This window comes from Achromobacter seleniivolatilans (genome assembly GCF_030864005.1).
GTDB classification, from domain to species: domain Bacteria; phylum Pseudomonadota; class Gammaproteobacteria; order Burkholderiales; family Burkholderiaceae_B; genus Achromobacter; species Achromobacter seleniivolatilans.
The window spans coordinates 1,202,805-1,222,081 of the sequence record NZ_CP132976.1 but is presented as its reverse complement, the minus strand read 5'-3'; the positions used below and the strand labels follow the sequence as shown (position 1 = coordinate 1,222,081).

At 63.4% G+C, this 19,277-nt stretch carries 20 protein-coding genes and 1 pseudogene; 14 read left to right on the top strand and 7 right to left on the bottom strand.

Annotated elements, in window-relative coordinates; all coding sequences use genetic code 11:
- Positions 1-10 precede the first annotated feature (10 nt).
- Positions 11-1,606 carry a glycerol-3-phosphate dehydrogenase/oxidase gene (locus RAS12_RS05445; protein WP_306945897.1) on the top strand — a complete coding sequence of 532 codons (1,596 nt, stop codon included), beginning with the start codon at positions 11-13 and terminating at the stop codon, positions 1,604-1,606.
- Positions 1,607-1,647: 41 nt separating this feature from the next.
- Here the strand turns inward: RAS12_RS05445 and RAS12_RS05440 are convergent, their stop codons facing one another.
- The 3 genes from RAS12_RS05440 to curA all read right to left on the bottom strand — a co-directional run bounded on the left by RAS12_RS05440 (position 1,648) and on the right by curA (position 4,114).
- Positions 1,648-2,247, bottom strand: coding sequence for an HD-GYP domain-containing protein (locus tag RAS12_RS05440; RefSeq protein ID WP_306951315.1), 600 nt, complete (start codon positions 2,245-2,247; stop codon positions 1,648-1,650).
- Between the two features lie 125 nt (positions 2,248-2,372).
- The gene (locus tag RAS12_RS05435) at positions 2,373-3,053 is read right to left on the bottom strand and encodes a type 1 glutamine amidotransferase domain-containing protein (RefSeq protein ID WP_306945894.1); all 681 of its coding nucleotides are present in this window, start codon (positions 3,051-3,053) and stop codon (positions 2,373-2,375) included.
- Positions 3,054-3,064: 11 nt separating this feature from the next.
- Positions 3,065-4,114: an NADPH-dependent curcumin/dihydrocurcumin reductase gene (gene curA, locus RAS12_RS05430; RefSeq protein WP_306945892.1), complete on the bottom strand. Its 1,050-nt coding sequence runs from the start codon at positions 4,112-4,114 to the stop codon at positions 3,065-3,067.
- A gap of 168 nt (positions 4,115-4,282) precedes the next feature.
- Here curA and RAS12_RS05425 point away from each other — a divergent pair.
- The 10 genes and pseudogenes from RAS12_RS05425 to RAS12_RS05380 all read left to right on the top strand — a co-directional run.
- Positions 4,283-4,891 (top strand): annotated as a pseudogene (locus tag RAS12_RS05425) (TetR/AcrR family transcriptional regulator); the annotation flags it as partial.
- Between the two features lie 114 nt (positions 4,892-5,005).
- On the top strand, positions 5,006-5,980 hold the full coding sequence (locus RAS12_RS05420) for an HlyD family secretion protein (RefSeq protein WP_306951313.1): 975 nt from the start codon (positions 5,006-5,008) through the stop codon (positions 5,978-5,980).
- On the top strand, positions 5,977-6,918 hold the full coding sequence (locus tag RAS12_RS05415) for an ABC transporter ATP-binding protein (protein ID WP_306945889.1): 942 nt from the start codon (positions 5,977-5,979) through the stop codon (positions 6,916-6,918). Before RAS12_RS05420 ends, RAS12_RS05415 begins: the two co-directional genes overlap by 4 nt.
- Positions 6,915-8,060 (top strand): ABC transporter permease, encoded by a 1,146-nt coding sequence (locus RAS12_RS05410; protein ID WP_306945887.1) that lies wholly within the window; start codon positions 6,915-6,917, stop codon positions 8,058-8,060. The genes RAS12_RS05415 and RAS12_RS05410 overlap by 4 nt, the downstream gene beginning before the upstream one ends.
- 57 nt (positions 8,061-8,117) lie before the next feature.
- The gene (locus tag RAS12_RS05405) at positions 8,118-9,563 is read left to right on the top strand and encodes an efflux transporter outer membrane subunit (protein WP_371321292.1); all 1,446 of its coding nucleotides are present in this window, start codon (positions 8,118-8,120) and stop codon (positions 9,561-9,563) included.
- Positions 9,564-9,720: 157 nt separating this feature from the next.
- The gene (locus RAS12_RS05400) at positions 9,721-10,452 is read left to right on the top strand and encodes a response regulator transcription factor (RefSeq protein WP_306945885.1); all 732 of its coding nucleotides are present in this window, start codon (positions 9,721-9,723) and stop codon (positions 10,450-10,452) included.
- Positions 10,453-10,530: 78 nt separating this feature from the next.
- Positions 10,531-11,013 carry a YbaK/prolyl-tRNA synthetase associated domain-containing protein gene (locus RAS12_RS05395; protein WP_306945883.1) on the top strand — a complete coding sequence of 161 codons (483 nt, stop codon included), beginning with the start codon at positions 10,531-10,533 and terminating at the stop codon, positions 11,011-11,013.
- Positions 11,014-11,038: 25 nt separating this feature from the next.
- Positions 11,039-13,018 (top strand): FUSC family protein, encoded by a 1,980-nt coding sequence (locus tag RAS12_RS05390; protein WP_306945881.1) that lies wholly within the window; start codon positions 11,039-11,041, stop codon positions 13,016-13,018.
- A 3-nt stretch (positions 13,019-13,021) separates the two neighbouring features.
- The gene (locus tag RAS12_RS05385) at positions 13,022-13,816 is read left to right on the top strand and encodes an NRDE family protein (protein WP_306945879.1); all 795 of its coding nucleotides are present in this window, start codon (positions 13,022-13,024) and stop codon (positions 13,814-13,816) included.
- 161 nt (positions 13,817-13,977) lie between these two features.
- The gene (locus RAS12_RS05380; RefSeq protein WP_306945877.1) at positions 13,978-14,412 is read left to right on the top strand and encodes a flagellar hook assembly protein FlgD; all 435 of its coding nucleotides are present in this window, start codon (positions 13,978-13,980) and stop codon (positions 14,410-14,412) included.
- Between the two features lie 71 nt (positions 14,413-14,483).
- Here RAS12_RS05380 and RAS12_RS05375 read toward each other — a convergent pair whose 3' ends face one another.
- The gene (locus RAS12_RS05375; protein ID WP_306945875.1) at positions 14,484-14,858 is read right to left on the bottom strand and encodes an MAPEG family protein; all 375 of its coding nucleotides are present in this window, start codon (positions 14,856-14,858) and stop codon (positions 14,484-14,486) included.
- Positions 14,859-15,001: 143 nt separating this feature from the next.
- On the opposite strand from RAS12_RS05375, the gene RAS12_RS05370 reads away from it, so the two are divergent.
- On the top strand, positions 15,002-15,856 hold the full coding sequence (locus RAS12_RS05370; protein WP_306945873.1) for a CPBP family intramembrane glutamic endopeptidase: 855 nt from the start codon (positions 15,002-15,004) through the stop codon (positions 15,854-15,856).
- A 49-nt stretch (positions 15,857-15,905) separates the two neighbouring features.
- Here the strand turns inward: RAS12_RS05370 and RAS12_RS05365 are convergent, their stop codons facing one another.
- From RAS12_RS05365 to arfB, 3 genes are all read right to left on the bottom strand, one after another.
- Positions 15,906-16,958 (bottom strand): alkene reductase, encoded by a 1,053-nt coding sequence (locus tag RAS12_RS05365; protein ID WP_306945871.1) that lies wholly within the window; start codon positions 16,956-16,958, stop codon positions 15,906-15,908.
- Between the two features lie 48 nt (positions 16,959-17,006).
- Positions 17,007-17,354 (bottom strand): ArsR/SmtB family transcription factor, encoded by a 348-nt coding sequence (locus RAS12_RS05360; RefSeq protein ID WP_306945870.1) that lies wholly within the window; start codon positions 17,352-17,354, stop codon positions 17,007-17,009.
- Between the two features lie 124 nt (positions 17,355-17,478).
- Positions 17,479-17,895 (bottom strand): alternative ribosome rescue aminoacyl-tRNA hydrolase ArfB, encoded by a 417-nt coding sequence (gene arfB, locus RAS12_RS05355; protein ID WP_306945867.1) that lies wholly within the window; start codon positions 17,893-17,895, stop codon positions 17,479-17,481.
- Between the two features lie 197 nt (positions 17,896-18,092).
- Between arfB and queE the strand changes: the two genes are divergently transcribed.
- Together queE and queD are read left to right on the top strand one after the other, a co-directional pair.
- Positions 18,093-18,725, top strand: a complete 633-nt coding sequence (queE, locus tag RAS12_RS05350; protein ID WP_306945865.1) for a 7-carboxy-7-deazaguanine synthase — start codon at positions 18,093-18,095, stop codon at positions 18,723-18,725.
- Between the two features lie 28 nt (positions 18,726-18,753).
- Positions 18,754-19,197 carry a 6-carboxytetrahydropterin synthase QueD gene (gene queD / locus RAS12_RS05345; RefSeq protein ID WP_306945863.1) on the top strand — a complete coding sequence of 148 codons (444 nt, stop codon included), beginning with the start codon at positions 18,754-18,756 and terminating at the stop codon, positions 19,195-19,197.
- Positions 19,198-19,277: the final 80 nt, after the last annotated feature.

The window sequence follows — 19,277 nt, the reverse complement described above, 5'->3', positions numbered from 1 at the left end:
GCAAAACTCTATGAACCAACAGTTAGCCAACGTCACCCCGCCCGATCGCAACCGCCTGCTGTCCACCTTGGACAACACGCCGTCATGGGACGTCATCGTCATCGGCGGCGGCGCGACCGGCCTGGGCACTGCCGTGGATGCCGCATCGCGCGGTTATCGGACCCTGCTTATCGAGGGCGCGGACTTTGCCAAGGGCACGTCCAGCAAGGCCACCAAACTGGTGCACGGCGGCGTCCGTTACCTGGCCCAAGGCAACGTCAGTCTGGTGCGCGAGGCCCTGCATGAGCGCGGCCTGCTCAACCGCAACGCCCCCCACCTGGTGTGGCCGTTGGGCTTTGTGGTGCCTGCCTACAACTTGTTTGACCAGCCCTTCTACGGCATCGGCCTGAAGATGTACGACATGCTGGCCGGCAAACTGAATCTGGCTCCCAGCCGCTGGCTGTCGCGCCGCGAAACGCTGGCAAACGCGCCGACTCTGTCTGAAAAGGTGAATGGCCGCGGCTTGAAGGGCGGCGTGCTGTACTACGACGGCCAGTTCGACGATGCGCGTCTGGCCATGAGCTTGATGCGCACGCTGTTCGACTTGGGCGGCACCGCCGTCAACTATGTACGCGCTACGGGCTTGACCACCACGGGCGGCAAGGTGGACGGCGTGACGGCGCAAGACGTGATCGGCGGCAACTCGATCAGCTTGCGCGCGCGCTGCGTGATCAACGCTACGGGGGTTTGGGTAGACGCCGTGCGCCGCATGGAAGACAAGAATGCGCAGACCATGGTGGCGCCGAGCCAGGGCGTGCATCTGACCTTGCCGCAGGATTTCTTGCCGGGCAAGCGCGCCATCCTGATCCCCAAGACCGACGATGGCCGCGTGCTGTTCGTGGTGCCATGGAATGGCCACACCATCGTGGGCACAACCGACACCCCTCGCGGCGACCTGCCCTTGGACCCGGAAGCCGGCGCGCAAGATGTGGACTTTATTTTGAGCACGGCAGCGCGCTATCTGAGCCGCAAGCCTACGCGCGATGACGTCACAAGCGTCTGGGCAGGTTTGCGTCCGCTGGTGAAGGCCACGGGCGATGCGTCCACGAAGCAGTTGTCGCGTGAACACACTATTTTGGTGTCCAACGCGGGGCTGGTGACGGTGACGGGCGGCAAATGGACCACCTACCGCCGCATGGCGCAGGATGTGGTGGATACCGCGATCCAGCACCAGTTGCTGACCCAAGCGAGCTGCCGCACGGAATCGCTGCCGCTGCACGGCGCGTCGGGTCTGACCCCGTCGCAAGAGCACGCGGGCACACCTGACAGCTATTACGGCAGCGATCTGGCCACGTTGAAGGCATTGCCCGGAGCCGACCGCATGCTGGTCAAGGCCAGCGGCCTGACCGAAGCGCATGTACGTTTTGCAGCGCGTTTCGAATTGGCACGCAGCCCCGAAGACGTTCTGGCACGCCGCAACCGCGCGCTGTTCCTGGATAGCGAAGCCGCGATGCTGGCCGCCCCCGAAGTCACGCGCATTCTGGCCGAAGAATTGGGCCATGACGCCGCATGGCAGCAGCGCAGCCTGCAAGAACTGGCCGTGGTAGCGGCGACATACCGGTTGTAGGATAGGCACGGCGCGAGAGACGCTCTTCGCGCCACACCCATCTACGGCACTTTTAGCGGGCTTGTTTGAATCATCGATTCAAACAAGCGCAGCAGGTCAGGGTCGCACTTGGCGCCTGCTTCCTGGTGCAGGATGCGCATGATCTCGGCGTGTGTGCGCGCCGGGTGATAGGGGCGGCTGTCGCCCAGCGCATCATACGAATCCGCCAGCGAAATAATGCGCGAGTGCAGCGGAATGTCGTGGCCTGACAGGCCTGCCGGATAGCCTGACCCATCGAAATGTTCATGATGGTGGCGGACTGCAAGCGCGATCATTTCGCGCTGGGGTATATCGCTGTGCATGATGATGTCGGCGCCAACCGCAGCGTGCGACTTCATGATTTCCCAGTCATCGCGCTCCAGACGCGTTGGCGAAAACAACACGCGATCCGGCGTGCCAATCTTGCCAACATCGTGCAAGCGCGCAGCGACAGCGATGGCATCCAGTTCGTCTTTGGGCAGGCCACAGGCTTGGGCCAATGCCACGCTTAACGCGACTACCCTGTGGCAGTGCCGGCCTGTGGCCGGGTCTCTCGCCCGCATAGCGGCGTACAGCGCCGCAACACAGGAACCTTCGGGAAATATGGGTACGTCTGGAGGCATCAGGAAGTGATGCATGGCGTTGCAACGGAACGCCATGCGTGTGTCAGAAAGTAGCAATTCTGACACACTCCGCAGCATTCCAATGAGATTAGCGGCACGACTCAGAGCGGGCCGCAACTCGAGCGTTAATGCTTCAAGCGATCCAGCAGCGCCTGCGCCACGCCAACCGACGACGCCGGGTTCTGGCCAGTGACCAACAAACCATCGCTGACCACATGCGGCTGCCAGTCGGGGCCGCTGCTGTAGATGCCGCCCAGCTTTATCAATTCATCCTCCACCAGAAACGGCACCACGTCCGTCAACTGCACGGCCGCCTCTTCCGCATTGGAAAATCCAGTGACCTGACGCCCTTGCACCAACGGCTTGCCATCCGCCGTCTTCGCATGTCTCAGCACGCCCGGCGCATGACATACGGCTGACACAGGTTTGCCCGCCGCCAACATCGTTTCAATCAACGACACCGATTTGGAGTCTTCGGCCAGGTCCCACAACGGCCCATGGCCGCCGGGATAAAACACCGCGTCGAAATCGGCGGCTTGCACCTCGGCCAAGCGGCGCGTGGAGGCCAGTTGGCGTTGCGCGTCCGCGTCTTGGCGGAAGCGCCGCGTGTCGTCGGTTTGCGCATCCGGGTCATCGCTCTTGGGGTCCAGCGGCGGCTGCCCGCCTAGCGGCGAGGCCAGCGTCACCGTCGCACCTGCGTCGACGAACGCATAGTATGGCGCCGCAAATTCCTCAAGCCAGAAACCCGTCTTGCGGCCCGTCTTGCCCAGCGTGTCGTGGGAAGTCAGCACGATCAGAATATTCATGGGGCACTCCGTCAATTTGCGCTCAGTTCATCCGGGCCGACGCGCACAATGCGCTTACCGGCGTTCTCGCCTTTCAGCAGGCCGATCAGGCCGCGCGGCGCATTTTCCAAACCCTCGACCACGTCTTCGCGATACTTGATACGGCCTTGCTTGATCAGGTCTTCCATCGCCTCGCGGAATTCGCCATAGCGATGCGCGTATTCGTTGAAAATGATGAAGCCCTGCATCTTCAACCGCTTGGTCAGAATGGTGCGCATCAACAGAGCCAGGCGGTCCGGGCCTTCGGGCTGGCTGGTCGCGTTGTAGGCCGAGATCAGCCCGCACACCGGCACCCGGGCACGCGGATTCAAAAGCGGAAGCACGGCATCAAACACCGCGCCGCCCACGTTCTCAAAATACACATCAATGCCCTTAGGCACCGCGCGGGCCAGACGGCCGGGCAGATCTGGCGCCTTATGGTCCAGGCATTCGTCAAAGCCCAGTTCGTCGACCACGTACCGGCATTTGTCCTGCCCGCCCGCAATCCCCACCACCTTGCAGCCGTGAATCTTGGCAATCTGCCCGACGACCGCGCCGACCGCGCCGCTGGCAGCAGCCACCACCACGGTCTCACCCGCTTTGGGCTGACCAATATCCAGCAGCCCCATGTACCCGGTGAAACCGGGCATGCCCAAAACACCAAGCGAATAAGAGGGATGCTGCGGGTTGGCGCCCAGGCGCACCAAACCCTCGCCATCGGACAGGGCGTAGTCCTGCCACCCCGACTGCGCCAGCACCCAATCGCCGGGCTTGTAATCCGGATGCTTGGACGCATGCACGCGCGTGACCGTGCCACCCACCATGGGCTGGCCGATCTGCACGGGTTCAGCGTAAGAAGGCGCGTCGCTCATGCGGCCGCGCATATAGGGGTCCAGCGACAGGTAAACGGTGCGCAGCAGCACCTGGCCAGCGCCAGGTTGCGGAACCTCGCCCGTTTCCAGGCGGAAGTCCTTGTCAGTGGGCTCGCCGTGGGGCCTTGCGGCAAGCACGACACGGCGATTGGTCAAAGACGATTGCGTCATAGCGGTACAGCCTCTGCTGGAAGCCGCCCGGGCCTTGCGGGCAATACCCGGGTGGCAAGATGGGGGGGAGAACCGGCCCATTACACCATCGATGCCCGGATCGCCGCTTTGTAACCCTGACGGTCGCACCCCTTTTAATTAATTAAATACTTAATTAGAATCCGGCAGATGTGCCCCATTGCTCCCCCCGCCTCTCGTCGTCCCGGCCGCCCAGCGCGTCCTGACAATGCCGCCGTCCGCGACAATCTGCTGGACCTTGCGACCGGCCTTTTCGCCGCGCAGGGTGTGGCGGCCACCACCATTGCGCATATCGCCCGCCGCGCCAGCGTGACGCCCGCGATGGTTCACTACTACTTCAAAAGCCGCGACCAATTGCTGGATGCCGTCGTGCTGGAACGCGTGGTGCCGGTCATAGGTTTTGTCTGGGCGCCTGTGCCGCTGACGGCAGACCCGCAACAAGACCCAGCTGCCGCTGCGCGCGGGCTCATCACCGAAATCGTCAAACGGGTGGCGCAAAGCGCAGGCGAGCGGCCCTGGCTACCCGCCTTGTGGATGCACGAAGTCGTCAACGAAGGCGGCCAGTTGCGGGAACGCGTCCTGCGCCATCTGCCGTCCGAGCGTTTGCAGGTCTTTGCCGGACTGATCGCGCAGGCCCAGCAACGCGGCGCCATCACGCCGGGTGTCGAACCCCGGCTGGTGTTCCTGTCCATTTTGGGTCTGACCTTGCTGCCGCTCGCCACGTCCAATCTATGGCGGCGCATTTGGCAAGGCGACCCCAAGGCCCAGGCGATTGACACTGACGCCATCGCGGCGCATGCCACCGCCATGCTGTGCGGCGGGCTGTTCTCCCCCGCCCCCCCCCTCTACCCCCGCCCTCCCCGGATGCTGACCATGCGTACCCTATCCGTGTTCCGCCGCACCCTGCCCGCCGCCTCTGCCGCGTCACTACTGCTATTGCTTGCCGGCTGCGGCAATGATCACAACGCGTTTTATCAAGGTTATGTCGAAGGCGATTATGTCTACGTTGCGTCGTCGGAAGCCGGCCGGCTGGATGCGCTGAACGTCAAGCGCGGCCAACAGGTGACGCCCGACGCCCCCTTGTTCGCGCTGGAGGCCACGCGCGAGCGTGCCGCCCGGGATCAGGCCAGTGCGCAGTTGGCAGCGGCCATCGCCCAGCTGGAAGACATAGGCACCGGCAAGCGCCCGCCCGAGGTCGACGTCAGCCGCGCTCAATTGGCGCAGGCGGAAGCCGCCAGCAGGCGTTCGGCCAGCCAGCTGCAACGCGATACGGCCCAGTTCCGCATCGGGGGCATCGCCCGCGCGCAACTGGACGACAGCCGCGAACAGGCGCAATCGGATGCCGCCCGGGTGCGGGAGCTGAAGGCGCAGTTGGAAGTTGCCCGGTTGCCTGGGCGCGATGACCAGCGCCGCGCACAGGCCGCGCAGGTGGATGCCGCCAAGGCCACGCTGGCGCAGGCGGAATGGACTCTGGCGCAAAAGCGCCTGGCCTCGCCCGCTGCCGGGCAGGTCTTTGACACGCTCTACCGGGTGGGCGAATGGGTGCCTGCGGGCAGCCCGGTCGTCAGCCTGCTGCCGCCCGGCAATATCAAGGTGCGCTTCTTCGTGCCTGAAACCGTGGTGGGGTCGCTGAAGATCGGCCAGCAGGCCATGCTGCGGTGTGACGCCTGCGGCGATCCGGTACCAGTGCATATCGACTATGTGTCGACGCAGGCCGAATACACGCCGCCCGTCATCTATAGCCGCGAAAGCCGTAGCAAGCTTGTGTATATGGTTGAAGCGCGTCCGGTGCCCGAAGCCGCGGCGCGGCTGCATCCGGGGCAGCCTGTGGAGGCCACCCTGCAATGAGTACGCCCGCCAATGCCGTTATCGACGTTCGTGGTTTGAATAAACACTTTGGCGATAAACACGTCGTTAACGATGTGTCGTTGCAGGTGCAGGAAGGCGAGATATTCGGCTTTCTTGGACCCAACGGCAGCGGCAAGACCACGTGCATCCGGCTGATGTGCGGCCTGCTCACGCCGGATTCCGGCAGTGGCACATGCCTGGGTTTTGACATTCTGCGCGACAGCGCGCAAATCAAGCGGCATGTGGGTTATATGACGCAAAAGTTCTCGTACTGGGATGACTTGACCATCCGCGAGAACCTGGACTTCGTGGCGCGCATGTATGGCATGCCCGAACGTCAAGAGACCGTCGACCGCGCACTGGAAGAACTGGGGCTGCAAAGCCGCGCCAAACAATTGACGGGATCGCTGTCGGGCGGCTGGAAGCAACGGCTGGCGTTGGCGGCGTGCTTGCTGCATCAGCCGCGCTTGCTGTTGCTGGACGAACCTACCGCGGGAGTGGACCCGACGGCGCGGCGCGACTTCTGGGAGCAACTGCATGAGCTGGCCGCGCGCGGGATTTCGGTGCTGGTCAGCACGCACTACATGGACGAGGCCGAACGCTGCCACAAGCTGGCCTATATCTCATACGGCCGGCTGCTGACGCAAGGCACCGCCGACCAAGTCATTGCTGAACAGCGCCTGACCACCTGGGCCATCCATGGCCATAACCTGGTGCCGCTTGGGAAACAGCTGCGTGGCGCGCCCGGTGTGGACCAGACCGTGGCATTCGGGTCCGCGCTGCACGTCAGCGGCCAGGACGCCGAGCTGCTGGAACGCACCCTGCGCCAAGCCATCGCCGGCCAGGACCTGCGGCTGGAACGCATCGACACCAGCCTGGAGGATGTCTTCATCTACTTGATGAACCGGTCCACCGACAACTTCGCGAGGCCGGCATGATGCGGCAACTGCAAGGTTTTTCCTGGTCGCGCTGGTGGAGCATGGTGCTGAAAGAATTCCTGCAACTGCGCCGCGACCGCATCACGTTCGGCATGATCGTGGGCCTGCCCATCATGCAGCTGGCGCTGTTTGGCTACGCCATCAACACCGACCCCAAGCAGATGCCCACCGCCGTCATCACGGCTGACCACAGCCCTTTCACGCGCAGCTTTGTCGCGGCGATGAAGTCGTCTGACTACTTCCACATCACCGAAGAACTGGACAACGAGGAAGCCGGGCGCGCGGCGCTGGCCCAGGGCCGCGTGCTGTTCGTCTTGACGATTCCGCCGGACTTCTCGCGCCGCCTGCTGCGCGGCGAACGCCCGGCGCTGCTGATCGAAGCGGACGCCACCGACCCCATGGCAACCGGCATGGCCCTGGGCGCGGTCACGCAGCTGACCCAGGCCGTCGCCCAAAAAGATCTGACCGGACCGCTTGCCAGCCTTGCTGGCGGCCAGCCGCCTTTCGACGTGCAGGTGCACCAGCTCTACAACGAAGAGCAGATTTCGCAATACAACACCGTGCCCGGCTTGATGGGCGTCATCCTGACCATGACGCTGGTGATGATGACGGGCTTGGCGATGACACGCGAACGAGAGCGCGGCACGATGGAAAATCTGCTGGCGATGCCGGTGCGGCCGATCGAGGTCATGACCGGCAAGATCGTGCCCTACATCGCCATCGGTCTGATCCAGGCAACGATCATCCTGCTCGCCGCGCATCTTGTATTCCACGTCCCGATACAAGGCAGCCTGCTGTCCGTCTATCTGGCCGCGCTGCTGTTTGTGGCCGCCAATCTGACCGTAGGCATCACCTTGTCGTCGATTGCGCAAAATCAGTTGCAGGCGATGCAGCTGACCATGTTTTATTTCCTGCCCAATATGCTGCTTTCGGGTTTCATGTTCCCGTTCAAGGGCATGCCGATGTGGGCGCAATACCTGGGCAATCTGCTGCCGCTCACTCACTTCAACCGGCTGATCCGCGGCATCTTGCTCAAGGGTAACGGCTGGTGGGATTTGTGGCCCAGCATCTGGCCGCTGCTGTTGTTTACCGTGGTCGTCATGACCGCCGCCGTGAAGTTCTACCGCCGAACCCTGGATTGACGCGCCATGCACCGCCCTGCCCGCCTGCCCTTTTTCGCTGACACTCGACGCAATCACATGCCGCGGCTGCGGCCCGCGATGACCGCGTTGCTGCCGCTGATGCTGATCGCTGGCTGCACCGTCGGCCCGGACTTCAAGAAGCCTGCCGCGCCCGATGTCGCGTCCTACACGGCGCCGCAAGAGCCCGCTGCCGCTCCAGGCGGCCAACGGCTGCAAGCCGGCGCCGACATTCCAGCCCAATGGTGGCGCCTGTTCCAATCCGAAGCGCTGGACCAATTGGTCCGCCAGGCGCTGGACGCCAGCCCCACGTTGGAAGAAGCGCGTGCCCGCTTGCGTCAGGCTACCGAAGATCTGAATGCCGAAACGGGCGGACGCACGTTGCCGTCGGTGGACGCCAATCTGTCCGCGGCGCGCAAAAAAGTGGACCCCGCCGCTTACGGCGTGCCGGTAGCGGTGCAACCGCCGCCCTTCACGCTGTACAACGCGTCAATCGATGTGTCCTACACGCTGGATGTCTTTGGCGGCAACCGCCGCGCGCTGGAAGGCATGGCCGCGCAGTTGGACTATCAGGCGCACGAGCTGCAAGCGGCACGCATGTCCCTGGCCGCCAACGTGGTCACCGCCGCCATCAAACAGGCCGATCTGTCTGAACGGCTGGCTGCAAGCCACGATCTGCTCGCGGCGCAGATCCGGCAGCAAGACATCATGGCCCAGCGCGTTGCTGCGGGCGGCGTATCGCAAGCCGACCTGCGCAACCAGGAATTACTGGTGGCCCAGACCCGTGCAACCCTGCCGCCGCTTGAGCAGCAACTGTCCCAGGTGTCCCATCAACTTGCGGTGTATCTAGGCCAACCACCTGCTGCCCTGCAAAGCGCGCCGTTGCGTTTATCAGACCTGACGCTGCCTGCGGATGTGCCCACCGGCATCCCTTCCGCACTCACGCGCCAGCGCCCGGACATCCTGGCCGCAGAAGCCCTGTGGCATAAGGCTTCCGCCGATGTGGGCGTGGCTACCGCCAATCAATATCCGCAGTTCACCCTGACCGCCAGCTTCGGTTCGCAACGCACGCGCGCGGGCGAGTTGACCGATGGCGTGAACGTGTGGAACCTGGGCCTGGGCTTGGTGCAACCGCTGTTTCGCGGCGGTGAACTGCGCGCGCGCAAACGCTCTGCCGAGGCCGCCTACGATGCCGCGTCAGCCGCCTACCAACAGACCGTGCTGGACGGATTCCGGCAGGTTGCCGATGCCTTGCGCGCCGTGCAAACCGACGGCGACGCCTTCCAGGCGTATGACGACGCATGGCGCCGCGCGGCAGATGCCGAGCGCATTGCGCAAGGCCGCTACCAAGCTGGCGGCATCAGTCACCTGAGCTTGCTGGACAGCCAGCGGCAGTTGTTGAACACGCGCATCGCCCGCACGCAGGCCGATGCCGCGCGATACGCCGACACCGCCGCGTTGCTGCAAGCGCTGGGCGGCGGCTGGTGGAACGAAGCCGAAAAATAAAACACTGTTCGATAGCGCGGGGTTAACGCGCGCTTAACAGATGCCTGGTAATCATGTCTGAGAATTCGGGTACGAAAGTAGTGTTGTGCAAGGTTTAGGAAACCGTAGTGTTCGTAGCATCATGCAAGCGCTCAAGCTGCACAGATCACAACGATTCATGAACGACTTACTAGACCTGATCGTCTTCTCTCCCGACCCCGCCCAACGAGTGCGCCGCAGCGACGCCTTGGCAGGCATGGGATTCTCACCTCGCCGTTGCGAGGACTCCAATGGTTTGTTCCGCCTGTTCCAGGCGCGCCGCACGCCATTGCTGGTAATGGAAGCCGAATTTTCCGACCTTTGCATGGCCGTCGCAGGTCTGCGCGCCATGGATACCACTGCGGGCATCGTTGCGGTTTCCGCCTTCGATTCGCCCGAAAACCGCATTTTGGGGCTGCATTGCGGGGCGGATGCCTGCTTTCAACCCGACGTAGCCACTTCTGAAATCGCAGCGGCGCTGCAAGCCTTGGTGCGCCGCGTGCCGGCGACCGGCCGCCGCGCACCGGGCGGCGACGCCGAGCCGCGCGCACCCGTCACTCCACCCGCCACCGTCGAAGCAGCGGGCAAATGGCAATTCCTGGACGCCTCATGGACGCTCGTCAGCCCGCAAGGCACGCGTCTGTCGCTGACTCTGGCCGAGCGCGAGTTCCTGCTCAAGCTCACGGCGTCCGCCGACAAGCGTTTGCCACGCGGCGAGACGCCAGGGCTGGACCCGCAAGCCGGACGCGAATCCATCCGCCGCACTGACGTGGTGGTCAGCCGTTTACGGCGCAAGGCGCACGATATGAACCTTGAGTTGCCCATCCGCACCGTCTGGGGTTGGGGTTACGCCTTCACGGGAGATATCTGACCCCAGTCTCCGGGCGTATCATGCGATGTGCGGGGCCGAATCCCGGCGCCCGCCATTTTTTTGCCGCCTTGGCCAGACATGGAAATCTTCGAACGCCTGCAAGCCTTGCTTGCCCAGAACCAGGCACGGTACAGCCTGCTTGAACACCCCGCCGCCGGCCGCTCGGTCGAGGTCGCCGCCATCCGCGGCACCGAGGTCAGCCAAGGCGCCAAGGCGCTGGTCTGCCGGGTGAAGATCTCGTCCAACTTGCGAAAAAACGTGCTGGCGGTGTTTCCGGCCGATCAGCAGGCCGACCTGGACGCCATAGCCCGCGCAGCCGGTGGCAAAAAGGCCTCATTGGCCTCGCAGGATCTGGCGCGGGAACTGACGGGTTGCGAGATCGGCGCCATTCCGCCCTTTACCTTCAATCCGGATCTGCACTTGCTGGTGGACCCCAGCCTGCGCAATCGCCACGAGCAGATCGTATTCAATGCCGGCCGCCTGGACGCCTCGATTTTGCTGAATACCGAAGACTACTTCCGGCTGGCCGCGCCAGAAGAAGCCCCGCTGATCAAAACCTGATGCCGGACAGCGCCATGAGGCCACTGTGTCCCGCCACTCTCTGACCCGCGCCGCCCGAACCTCAAACATGCGCTGGCTGATGAGCCTGGCGCACATGGAGCCGTCTCCCGTCAGCCGCTGGGTCGCGCTGCGCGCCGCGCTGGCTATCGGTTTACCGACGGCCGTTGGCCTGGCGCTGGATCAGAGCGCGGCGGCGGCGCTGGTGGCCTTGGGCGCCTTGCCCGCCATCACTGGCGACAACGGCGGCCCTTATCGCAACCGCGCCCTTTCCATTGGCTCCACCGTATTTGGCGGTGCGCTGGGTTATCTGCTGGGCAATCTGATATCCGGACACGGTCTGCTGACATCGGGCGCGATGACCGTGCTGGTGCTCGCGGCAAGCCTGATCGGCACCTTCAACAACATCGCGGCAGTCGCCACACTGCAATTCGCCGTGTATGTCATCGTGGGCTCGAGCCTGACCTCTACGCTACCGCCGTGGCTGCCGTCCGTACTGGTGGGCGCGGGCGGCATTTTCGGACTGGCGCTGACCCTGTCGGGCTGGGTGGTCAACCCGATTGCCCCTGAACGCGCCGCGGTCGCCATGGCCTACCGCAAGCTTGCGGCCATGTTTGCGGCCATCGGCACGTCGCGCATCATGGCAGCTCGGCGCGACATGGAAGCGGCCATGACCAACGCCTACGACATTCTGCTGACGGCGCGTGGCCGCGCTGCCGGCCCGTCGCCCCGCCTGGCGCGTCTGGCGGCGCAATTGCAAGCCTGCACGCCGCTGACCAATGCCGCAATGGCGCTGGCACGAGCGGGCCGTGTCGTACCGCCCGACTGCGCCCGGGTGATGAACCGGCTGGCCGACCGGGTCGAAAACAATGCAGACCCGGACCCGGGCGACGACATCGCAGCCTTGCGTCTGGCCGACATGCCGCAGTTGGCCGATGCGCTGGCCCAGGCGCTGCCTTTGTTGGATGGCGGGCGGCAACAGACAGGGGACCCGCTTGCCACTCTGGGCCCTGTCCGCCCGCGAACGCCATGGCGCGTACTGGCTCGGACCTACCGGCCCGGCCCCACCACGGTGCGTTATCTGATCCGTCTTGGCCTGTGCCTGATCGCCGCCGAAGCCGTGGCGCTGGCGGTATCGTTGCCCCGGTCGTATTGGGTGCCGTTGATTGTGGTGGTGATCTTCAAGCCCAACTTTGGTTCGGTGTTTGCGCGCGCCCTGCAAAGCTGTGGCGGCAGCGTGGTGGGCGTGGCGATCAGCGCCACCGTGCTGGCGCTGGACCGCAATGGCCTGGCAAGCCTGCTCACTGTCGGGGTGCTGGCGTCCCTGCTGCCCTGGTCCATCCGCCGCAACTATGGCCTGTTCTCGGCCATTCTGCTGCCAATTCTTATGCTGTTGATCGGCGCCTTGCAACCCGGCAGCTGGTACATCGCGCTGGCCCGGCTGGTGGATGTGGGCGTGGCGGCAGCCATTGTGCTGCTCGTGGGGTATCTGCCGTGGATTCGCATCGAGCGGAACAATCTGGATCACGCCGTATCCACCGCGATGTCCACCCTGGCCGCCTACCTCAACACGGTATTCCAGGCTGATCCGGCCAGCCGTCATGATCTGCGCGCAAGCGCCTATGCGCGCTTGTCCGACCTGCGCATCGCACTGCAACGCGGCCTGTCCGAACCGCGCCTGGTCAGCCGCCGCGCGCTGGCGTGGTGGCCGGTGGAAGTGGCGCTTGAACGCGTGGCGAACGCCATCTCTGATACGGCGTGGTCACCACAAGCGGCCACGGCCGCGCCCAGCGCCGCGCAAACCGCGCAGCTCGCCACCGCCTTGCAAACGATGAGCACAGCCGTGGAACTAGGCTTGCCCATGCCTGCGGAGCACATCACGGCGCCCTCTCCCGCGTTGCAGGATGTGGCCGCCGAAATCGAATCCTTGCGCGCGGCGCTGACCGGCCCGGATTTCGCGGCCGCCCCCGGCGCTGGCGCTCCCAAACACCCCATTCACCAGGTCTGAACCATGTGTCTCGCCGTACTGGCCCTGCAAACCCTGCCGGGCATTCCCGTCCTGATCGCCGCCAACCGCGACGAATTCCACGCCCGCCGCACCTATGCCGCAGCGCAGTGGGACGACGCGCCTGACGTCTACGCAGGACGCGATGGTGTGGCGGGCGGCACCTGGATGGGCGTGACGGCTGGCGGCCGATATGCGGTGGTGACCAACTTCCGGGAACCCGGCCAGCACCGGGCAGATGCGCCCTCTCGCGGCGCGCTGGTTGAAGACTTTCTGCGCGGAGTCACGCCGCCTGCTGACTATCTGGCTGCCGTACACGTTGCGGATCAAGCCTATAACGGCTTCAACCTGATAGTGGGTGATACGCGCCAAGCTTGGTATTTGAGCAACCGCAACGGCGCCCCGATGCAGTTGGCGCCAGGTATTTACGCCTTATCCAATCATTTGCTCGACACGCCCTGGCCCAAGCTGGCGCGGACCAAAGCCGCATTTTCCGCCGTGCTGCGCCACACGCCTCAGCCAGACTTGCCTGCGCTGTTTTCGGCCCTGGCCGACCGCAACCCGGCCGATGACAATGACCTGCCCGCCACGGGCTTGCCACAGGATCGCGAAAAACTATTGAGCAGCCCTTTTATCGTCAGTCCGGACTATGGCACTCGGAGTTCCAGCGTATTGGCCCTGAGTGATGACGGCAGTGGTCAGCTGGATGAAAGGCGCTTCGCCCCCGACGGCACGGTTAGCGGGGAAAGCAGATTGACGTTTTCCTGGCGGTCGGAAAAGGCCGCCGATATGCTTGGATAATCCATTGAAACAATCGGTTGAAACAATCGGTTGAACGCGCAGACTCGCTGGCGCGAACTCCATTCCCCCAGCCCGGTCGAAATCTATGTTGAAGCCCGGTTAGCTCGCACTTAGTGATGGCGGCGCTCTGCGGCCGCAACAGTCCTATCCAGGAGAACCTTATGAACAAACGATTTGAACGCAGCACGCTGGCCGCCATGATGGCAGTGGGCGGTCTGGCCCTTGCCGGTGTCTTGTCCACGGCGCAGGCGGCGCTGCCCCCGATCAAGCATCAAGGCTCGGTGCAGTACGTAAGCGGCGGCATCGGTATCGATGAGTCGGAATCCATGAAAGCCGCCGCCAAGGATTACCCGCTGGCCCTGACTTTTGCCGCGCAACGCGATGGCAAGGCAGATTATGTGGCCAGCGTGGCAGTCACCATTCATGACTCGCAAGGCAAGGAAGTCTTGAAAGCCATGGCCGAAGGGCCGTACATGCTGGTGAAGCTGCCTGCCGGCAGCTATAAGATTTCGGCCACTTACAACGGCCGTGCGCAAGACCGGCAGGTCACCGTGCAGAACACTGGCACGACGCGCGCCGTGTTCGAGTGGAAATAAGCGAAAATCGCTGGATGAACGATACGCGCCGGCCAGCGCCCGCGCGTATCGCGGCAACGCGCCGCTGAACGCTACACGCCCGAAAACACGATAGCGATCACAAAGCCCACGCCAATCGCCCAAACGAGCGAACGCAACGCGCCCCAGCCTGCCAGGTACATCGCCAGATATCCCAGGCGCACGCCAAGCCAGCATGCCATCAGCGTAGCCACGTGCGCGGGCGAGGCCTGGTTGTACAGCGCGAACAGCACCGCTGCATAGAAGAACGGCAGCGCTTCAAACGTATTGATTTGCGCGGCGTTGGCTCGCGCGCGCCATCCTTCTTGGCGCGCCAGCCAGGCTCGCGGATCGTTGTTGTCGAATTTGCTGCCTCCTGCTTTGGCGACGATCGTCGATACGAACGGCAGAATGGCCGCGGCCAACATCAACCACGCGATTGTTTTCATTTTGACTCCAGGTGCTGACGGACAATTCGTCCGCCGGATACGCGGCGAGCGCATAAGCCGCCGATGCGGCATGGTCGCCCGAAAGCGATCAAATGAAAAGCCCGGCCCGCTTACACTCTGCGCTTTGCGTCCGCCCTGATCCGATGCCCGCCTTCACGCCGTGGTCTGCCCTGTTTCTTGCTGCTGCCATGCTTTGGCTACCAGCCTCGGCCCGGCATTGGTCGTTGGCGCCATTGGGCGTTGCCTACGCCTGGGCCTGGGCCGATGGCGTGATCGATCCGGTGGCGCTGGCGTGGCCCGCGCTGCTGATCGTAGCGGCTGTGTGCGTGCGCCGCGACGCATCCAGCACCTACACCCGCACGGCTGGTCATGCGTTGTTTCTGGCGTTGGCCGCAGGACTATTCCTGCATCTGCTGCCCGGGTTCCATAATCCGCTGGTCATCGCGCCTGCCCGGCTCACGCCAGACGCCGTGCCGTTTCAGATGTATTTGAATCTGGACAAACCACTTGTTGCCTTTTGGGTGATCCTGGCGCTTGCACCGCCCGTGACGGCGGCCAATGTTCGTAGCACGCTAATCACAGCCGTGCTGGCCTGCGCGGCCGCCGTGTTGATCTGTTTGGGATATGCCCTGGCGATGGGAGTCGTGGGCTGGACGCCCAAGTGGCCGGACAGTGGATGGATCTGGCTGATCAACAATGCGCTGCTGGTTACGCTGGCTGAAGAAGCGCTGTTCAGGGGGTATGTGCAGCAGCAACTGGCGCAGCAATGGCGGCATCACCGCTGGGGCGCAGCCGCCGCGATTGCGGTCGCCGCTGTGCTGTTTGGACTGGCCCATTACGCAGGCGGCTGGCAATGGATAGTGCTGGCCGGCATGGCAGGCGCCGCCTATGGCGTGGCCTACCGGTACGGCGGACTGGCCGCGGCCGTGCTGGCGCACCTGGGGCTGAACGCGGCGCACTTCGGGCTGTTCTCCTACCCGATGCGCGCCGTGTTTTAAGCGCGGCTCAACACGCGGCTTGCAGAATTGGCCGGCTGGGGATGGGTGCTCAGGCCAGTGCCGGATAGTCCGTGTAGCCCGTCGCGCCCTGCGCGTAGAACGTGGACGGCTCCGGCTTGTTCAGCGGTGCATTCAGTTCAAAGCGTCGCGCCAGATCGGGGTTGGCAATGTAAGGCACGCCAAACGCCACGGCATCGGCCTTGCCCGCCTTGATGGCGGCTTCGGCGGATTCCCGCGTAAAGCCTTCATTGGCGATGTACACGCCGCCGAAGGCCGCCTTCATTTGCGGACCCAGGCTGTCTGCGGCTTCATGCTCACGAGCGCACAAGAATGCGATGCCGCGCTTGCCCAGTTCCGTCGCCACATACAGGAAGGTGGCCGCCAGATTGGAGTCGCCCATGGTGTGAATATCGCCACGAGGCGACAAATGCACGCCGACGCGTCCCGCGCCCCAAACGCCAATGCAGGCGTCCACCACTTCCAGCAGCAGGCGCGCGCGGTTTTCCAGCGAACCGCCGTACTGATCGGTGCGATGGTTGGTGCTGTCTTGCAGGAACTGGTCCAGCAGATAACCATTGGCGGCGTGGACTTCAACGCCATCAAAACCCGATTCCTGGGCCATCTTGGCGCCGTGGCGGTAAGCCTCGACCACGCCTTCTACTTCGGCCGTTTCCAGCGCGCGCGGCGTGACATAGGCGCGTTTCGGGCGCACATGGCTCACATGGCCTTCGGCGGCAATGGCGCTGGGCGCCACGGGCAGTTCGCCATTCAAGAAGATCGGATCGGAAATACGGCCCACGTGCCACAGCTGCGCCACGATCAAGCCGTCCTTATCGTGCACGGCGGACGTAATCTTGCGCCAGCCCTTGACCTGCTCGTTGGACCACAAACCCGGTGTGTCGGCATAACCCACGCCTTCGGGCGTCACGGACGTGGCTTCGGTCAAGATCATGCCGGCGCCGGCGCGCTGCGTGTAGTACTCAAGCATCAGGTCGTTAGGCACGCGGCCTTCGCTTGCGCGCTGACGGGTCAACGGCGCCATGACGATACGGTTGCGCAGCGTGAGGTCGCCGGCGCGCAGGGGTTCAAACAGGGTGCTCATGCAAAATCCTTTGGCCCCGGGCATTGGGGCGCGACGTGTAGCGGCTGACTACATATCCTGGTTCAACTGCCGCAAAAACGCGGCAATAACGGGTTCATTGCGACGAAAAAATATCCACTGCCCCACCTTCGTCGACGTCACCAGGCCTGCGCGTTGCAAGACAGCCAGGTGCGACGACACCGTGGACTGGGACAAACCGCAGCGATCGTCGATCTTGCCCGCGCACACCCCATGTTCCAGGGTGTGGCCCGGGCTTTCCTCGAAATACGCCTGCGGTGTCTTCAGCCACGTAAGAATGTCGCGCCGCACGGGATTGGCCAGCGCCTTGAGAATGGCGTCGGCATCAATACCGGGTTGCGCGGCAGTCTGATCGGAAGGTGAAGCGAATGCGGTCATATTGGTATATCGCAATTTATCGAATCATATATCGGGTATGTACGATATATAGTCATGCCCCTGCGGCAAAAAGGGCTATTGAACCGAATGGAATCGTCCCCAATTTTTCTTGCGCCTGCCAGAATCAATCGCCCTGAACCCTGCCCCGCAGCCGCTTGACCTCGCCATGCAGCACCTTGCGCTGCACGCGGCGGCGTTGCGACGACCGGGTCGGCTTGGTAGCGCGGCGCGGTTTATCGACCTGAATGGCCGAGCGCACCATGGCAACCAGGCGTTCAATGGCTTCGGCCCGGTTCTTTTCCTGGCTGCGAAACGACTGGGATTTGATGACGATGACGCCATCCTTGGACATGCGGTGATCGCTCACGGCGCACAGTGCTTCCTGGACTTCAGGCGGCAAGCTGGACGCGCGCACATCAAAACGCAGGTGGACGGCGCTGGAAACCTTGTTGACGTTCTGGCCGCCCGCGCCCTGGGCGCGGATCATGGTGAACGTCAGGTCACGTTCGTCTATATAGAGGGAATCTTGGACATGAAACATAGGGCCGCAGTCTATAGGAAGGGCTTCGGCGGCGCATCCTCTTCGTGACGCAAAATCGTCCCTGCTGACACGCGAACTTACGGCGCACGTAGCGCTTGGCCTGCCAGCTTCGGGGGTATTTGGGCCCTGAGTCCGCGCGCCTTGTAAAATAATGCGCTTTTGCTCGATTCCCTAGGCGCATTGCCGCCAGCACCCCTATGACCTACTCCGCCAAAGAAATATTCAAGACCCTGCAAGGGGAAGGCGCCCACGCGGGCCGCGCGGCGGTGTTTTGCCGGTTTGCTGGCTGTAATTTGTGGACCGGCCGCGAAAGCGATCGCGCCAGCGCCGCGTGCACGTTCTGTGACACCGATTTCATCGGCACCGACGGCGACGGCGGCGGGAAGTTCGCTACGGCCGACCTGTTGGCCGACACCATCGCCGCGTCCTGGGGCGATGGCATGGAAAACCGCTATGTCGTCTTCACGGGCGGCGAACCGTTGCTGCAACTGGACGCCGCGTTGCTGGCCGCTATCCATGCGCGCGGATTCACCGTCGCCATCGAAACCAACGGCACGTTAAAGCCGCCCGCCGGCATCGACTGGATCTGCGTCAGCCCCAAAGGCACAGCCCCCGTCGTGATCGAACGCGGCAACGAACTAAAGCTGGTCTACCCGCAGTCCAACGCGCAGCCCGAACGCTTTGCGCATCTGGATTTCGAGCATTTCTTCCTGCAACCCATGGACGGCCCCACCCGCGTGGCCAACACCGAACAAGCCGTCCAATACTGTATGCAGCATCCGCAATGGCGGCTCAGTTTGCAGACTCACAAATACATAGGCATTCCATGATTTACCCCTTCTTGCGTTGGGCCACGCAATGATTTCCGTAACCCGCAAGCTGGAATTCGACGCCGGCCACCGCATCCCCGATCACCGCAGTCAATGCCGCAATCTGCATGGTCATCGTTATGTGCTGGAAATCACCCTGACGGGTGATGTGGTGCAAGCCCCGGGCGAGTCCGACAACGGCATGTTGATGGACTTCTCCGAGATCAAACACATCGCCAAGACCCACATCGTGGATGTCTGGGACCACGCGTTCCTCGTCTTTGAGGGCGACACCGCCGTGCGCGGTTTCCTGGATAGTCTTTCGGACCACAAAACCGTGGTTCTGGACCGTATCCCCACTGCCGAAAACCTGGCTCAGATTGTTTTCGACACGCTGGCGCCGCAATATCACGGCCACTACGGTGCCGACCTGCGCCTGACGCGCGTCCGCCTGTATGAAACGCCGAACTGCTGGGCCGACTGCAACGGGTAAGGATTAAGTGGCGGGGCATGACGATGGTCATTCGCCCCCCGTCACCTGTCTTTCCCCCTATCCCCCAAAGCTTTCCATTC